Raw genomic sequence first — 4,361 nt, 5'->3', positions numbered from 1 at the left:
TGGCCTCGACATCGCACTCTATCGCGACGACTACGCCGTCCGTCGCCATGAGGCCCGTGCTAGTAGCATCTCCTTTGACATCACCGATAAGACCGTAATTTTAGTAGACGATGTGCTCTTTACGGGCCGCTCCGTGCGCTCCGCCATAGATGCTCTCATGGACTTTGGCCGCCCCGCCGCCGTCCAGCTTGCGGTTCTGATTGACCGAGGCCACCGCGAGCTACCGATCCGCGCCGACTTTGTCGGTAAGAACCTCCCGACCCAGCGCACCGAGCGCATCAATGTCAAGCTGGCTGAGCTCGATGGTGAAGACGCCGTCGCCATTGCTAAAGGAGATGAGAATAAATGAACCTAGCGGGACGTGATCTCTTGGGCCTGGAAGGGCTGGAGCGTGAGGCCATTGAGATGATCCTTGACAACGCCACGACATTCTCGGAAGTCTTGCGCCGTGATGTGAAGAAAGTCCCGACTCTGCGGGGCAAATCGGTTATCACGATGTTCTTTGAGAACTCTACCCGCACCCGCTCTAGCTTCGAGGCGGCGGGCAAGTACATGAGCGCGGATGTGATCAATATCAGCGGCAATGCCTCAAGCGCCAGCAAAGGCGAGAGCCTCCGCGACACATTTTTGACGCTCCAGGCGCTCACGGCTGACTTAGTCATCATGCGCACCCCGTTTAGTGGCGCGTGCCACCAAGCCGCCGAGTGGGTGGACATTCCTGTGGTCAACGCCGGCGACGGTATGCACGAACACCCCACGCAGGGCCTGCTCGATGCCCTCACGATCCGTGACGCAAAAGGTAGTATCGAGGGTCTCAAAGTCGCCATTGTCGGGGATGTGCTGCACTCGCGTGTCGCCCGGAGCAATATCTGGGGCCTCAATACGCTCGGCGCTGATGTGCATCTCATCGGCCCCAAAACCCTCCTCCCCACCGATGCCGACAAGCTGCCCGTCACGGTTCACACCAACCTGGAAGAGGGCCTGGAAGACGCCGATGTCGTGATGGTGCTGCGGCTGCAACTCGAACGCCAGTCCAAAGCCCTGTTCCCGACACCCCGTGAGTACTGCAACCTCTTTGGTGTCAGTAAGAAAGCCCTCCGCGCCGCCAAGCCCGACGCGATTATCCTGCACCCTGGCCCGATGAACCGTGGCCTCGAAATCTCCGGCGATGTCCCCGACCTGCCCCGCGCTGTGATCGAGAAGCAAGTCACCAACGGCGTCGCCACCCGAATGGCCGTTCTCTATCTTCTGCTGGGAGCGGAAGGGTGATGTGTGGTTTCCCCCCTAACCCCCGCCGCGCGGGGGGACAACAAGGAGTCGCTCCGCGACTCCTTGGCGATTGCGCCGCTAGACGCCGATTTCAATCGGCGGGATTAATATTATGATTTTACGAAATGGACGAATTATTGACCCGGTGAGCGGGATTGATGGTATCGGGGACCTTCGGATCGAAGGAGGTACGATTGCCGAAATCCGACTGGGTGGGGGAATTACCGGCGATCACCAAGAGCACGACTGCACTGGAAAAGTGGTCTGTCCGGGGCTGATTGACATTCATGTTCATCTGCGTGAGCCCGGCCAGGAGTACAAAGAGGACATGGCCTCGGGACTGGGAAGCGCTGCGGCGGGGGGCTTTACAGCCGTTGCCTGCATGCCCAATACCCAACCAGTGATTGACTCTGCGCCGATTATCCGCGATCTTCTCACCCGCGCCATGGCGGAGAAGAAAGCACGCCTCTACGTGATCGGGGCGCTCTCGAAGGGGCTTAAGAATCTTGAGCTGGCCGAGATGGGCGACTTGAAGGGGGCGGGGGCGATTGCGGTCAGCGATGATGCTTTCCAAGTGCAAGACGCGGGCTTTATGCGCAAGGTCATGGAGTACGCCGCAATGCTGGAGCTACCCGTACTGGCCCACTGCGAGAACACGGCCCTCTCCGACGGCGGGGTGATGAACGAGGGCTATACGGCGAGCGTGCTTGGCTTGAAAGGTCTGCCACGGGAAGCCTACGAGATGGACGTGATGCGCAACGGACTGCTGGCGATGATGACGGGCTGCCACTTGCACGTCTTGCATGTTTCCACAGCGCGTGAGGTCGAGATCATTCGTTTTCTCAAGCGCTGGGGAGCTCCTGTGACGGCGGAGACTGGGCCGCACTACTGGTGTCTCACCGACGAAGCGTGCAAAGGCTACAACACCAACGCTAAGATGAACCCACCGCTACGTACCGAGTCGGACTGCGAGGCGATGATCGCGGGCCTGAAGGACGGGACACTCGACTGCATTGCCACGGATCACGCGCCGCACGCGGGCTACGAAAAAGACCAGGAGTTCCCACTCGCGCCCTTTGGGATTCACGGCCTAGAGACGAGCTTGGCGCTGGGAATCACGTACTTAGTCAAGCCGCAACACCTCTCGCTCGCCGCACTGATCGGACAGATGAGCACGGCACCTGCCCGGATTCTGGGCCTGCCTGGCGGAACACTGGAGCTAGGAAGTGTCGCCGACATTACGGTCTTTGACCCGGAGGTAGAGTGGACAGTAGACCCGGAGACATTCGTGAGTAAGGGCAAGAACACGCCCTTTGGTGGCTGGAAGCTGACGGGCAAACCGGTGATGACAATCGTGGGAGGAGAGGTGGTCTTTTCGTGAAAGCAATTCTAGCACTGTCGGATGGGACGGTTTTTGAGGGGGAGTCGTTTGGGGCCACGGGGAAAGCCAGTGGGGAAGTGGTCTTTAATACCGGCATGACGGGCTATCAGGAAGTCCTCACCGACCCCAGCTATGCGGGCCAGCTTGTCACCCTGACCTACCCGCTGATCGGCAACTATGGCATCACGCCCGAGGACTTTGAGAGCAATAAAGTCCAGGTGGCGGGCTTTGTGGTGCGCGAGCTGGCCGATACCTACTCCAACTGGCGCGCCACGGAGTCGCTGGACACCTACTTAAAGCGTGCAGGTGTGCTGGGAATCACGGGCATCGACACCCGTACCCTTACCCGGCGCATTCGCCACGAGGGCGTCATGATGGGCGCCCTCAGCACCGAAGAGACCGGAGAGGAGCTGCTTGCACGCTTGCAGTCGGCCACCGCGAGCTATGATGCGATTGACTGGGTGAAGACGGTCACGACGCCGGAGCCGTACTTCTGGGGGCCAGAGGCGAGCGAGGCGAAGTTCACCGTCAGCGTCTTAGACTGCGGCATCAAGTTTAATATCTTAAGAGAGCTAGCCAAGCTGGGCATCCGCACTGAGGTCTTTCCTGCTACGGCCACGGCAGACGAGATGCTCGCCCACAACCCCGATGGCATCTTTCTCTCCCCCGGCCCCGGCGACCCTGCACTGCTGGGCTACGCCGTGGAGACGGTGCAAAAGCTCGTCGCCTCCGAGAAGCCGGTGATGGGAATCTGTTTGGGAAACCAGCTACTCGGCTGCGCGTTTGGCGGCAGCACCTTCAAGCTCCCGTTTGGCCATCGTGGCGCAAACCACCCGGTGAAAGATCTCCCGACGGGCCGTGTTGTCATCACAAGCCAGAACCACGGCTATGCGCTTGACCCCAACACGCTCCCCGAAGACCAGCTTGAAGTCAGCCAGATCAACCTCAACGACGGCACGGTCGAGGGGCTGACTCATAAAACCTTGCCCGTGTTCTCCATCCAGTATCATCCCGAGGCATCCCCCGGCCCGATGGACTCCCGTTTCTACTTCGAGCGCTTCCTGAGCCTCATGGAGACGCGGGGTTGATCGTGTGCCTTCGAGTTCGAGGGATTGAAATCCCTCGCTACGTGTCGGCTACGCCGATGTCCTTCGGACAAATAATTTCATTCCCACAGACAATCTTTTCGTCCGAAGCAGGTAGTAGTGAGGCGCAGTAAGATTATTGTGCCCTTGCACCTGGTCTGGGCGACGCACGGACGGCTTCCGCTGATTCTGCCTCATGGGGAGGCTGATTTGTATGAGTGTGTTCGTTTGGAGGCAACCAAGCTTCGGTTGGAAGTGCTGGCAATCGGTGGCATCGAAGATCATGTGCATCTGGCAATTCGCCTACCAGCTACCCGAACCATTGCTGAGATTATGAAGCAAATCAAAGGTGCTTCATCTCACCACATGAGCCAGGTTTCGCCGGATGGCTTTTTCAAATGGCAGGAAGGCTACGGAGCTTTTGCATTTCACACCAGCCTGACTCCACGTATTATCGCCTACATTGAGAATCAGAAAACCCATCATGCCAATGGGGAGCTACTGGCAGCTCTGGAAGAATCCGACGAAGAAGCCCCCTTGAGTAACAATTTCGTCCGTGAGGACGCAGGCGAAGCCTGGTTGGAAGCGAGGTATTTCAATGCCTCGCCTTAGGCTCGGCGTTCTAG

General features: G+C 58.8%; 5 protein-coding genes. All 5 read left to right on the top strand.

Features of this window, described 5'->3' with window-relative positions; translation table 11 throughout:
• On the top strand, positions 1-349 hold a 349-nt coding region (gene pyrR / locus RMO15_RS16915), incomplete at its 5' end, for a bifunctional pyr operon transcriptional regulator/uracil phosphoribosyltransferase PyrR (protein ID WP_309714622.1).
• Positions 346-1,269, top strand: coding sequence for an aspartate carbamoyltransferase catalytic subunit (locus RMO15_RS16910; protein ID WP_309714621.1), 924 nt, complete (start codon positions 346-348; stop codon positions 1,267-1,269). The genes pyrR and RMO15_RS16910, both read left to right, overlap by 4 nt.
• 112 nt (positions 1,270-1,381) lie before the next feature.
• Complete coding sequence (locus RMO15_RS16905; RefSeq protein ID WP_309714620.1) at positions 1,382-2,650, top strand: dihydroorotase; 1,269 nt, start codon at positions 1,382-1,384, stop codon at positions 2,648-2,650.
• Entirely contained in the window at positions 2,647-3,738 is a 1,092-nt protein-coding gene (gene carA, locus RMO15_RS16900; protein WP_309714619.1) for a glutamine-hydrolyzing carbamoyl-phosphate synthase small subunit, read from the top strand. Before RMO15_RS16905 ends, carA begins: the two co-directional genes overlap by 4 nt.
• 144 nt (positions 3,739-3,882) lie before the next feature.
• Entirely contained in the window at positions 3,883-4,347 is a 465-nt protein-coding gene (locus RMO15_RS16895) for a transposase (RefSeq protein WP_309714618.1), read from the top strand.
• Positions 4,348-4,361 lie beyond the last annotated feature (14 nt).

This window comes from Armatimonas sp. (genome assembly GCF_031410135.1).
Taxonomy (GTDB): domain Bacteria; phylum Armatimonadota; class Armatimonadia; order Armatimonadales; family Armatimonadaceae; genus Armatimonas.
The sequence above is the reverse complement of the archived record's forward strand: the minus strand, read 5'-3'. Positions and strand labels throughout refer to the sequence as shown.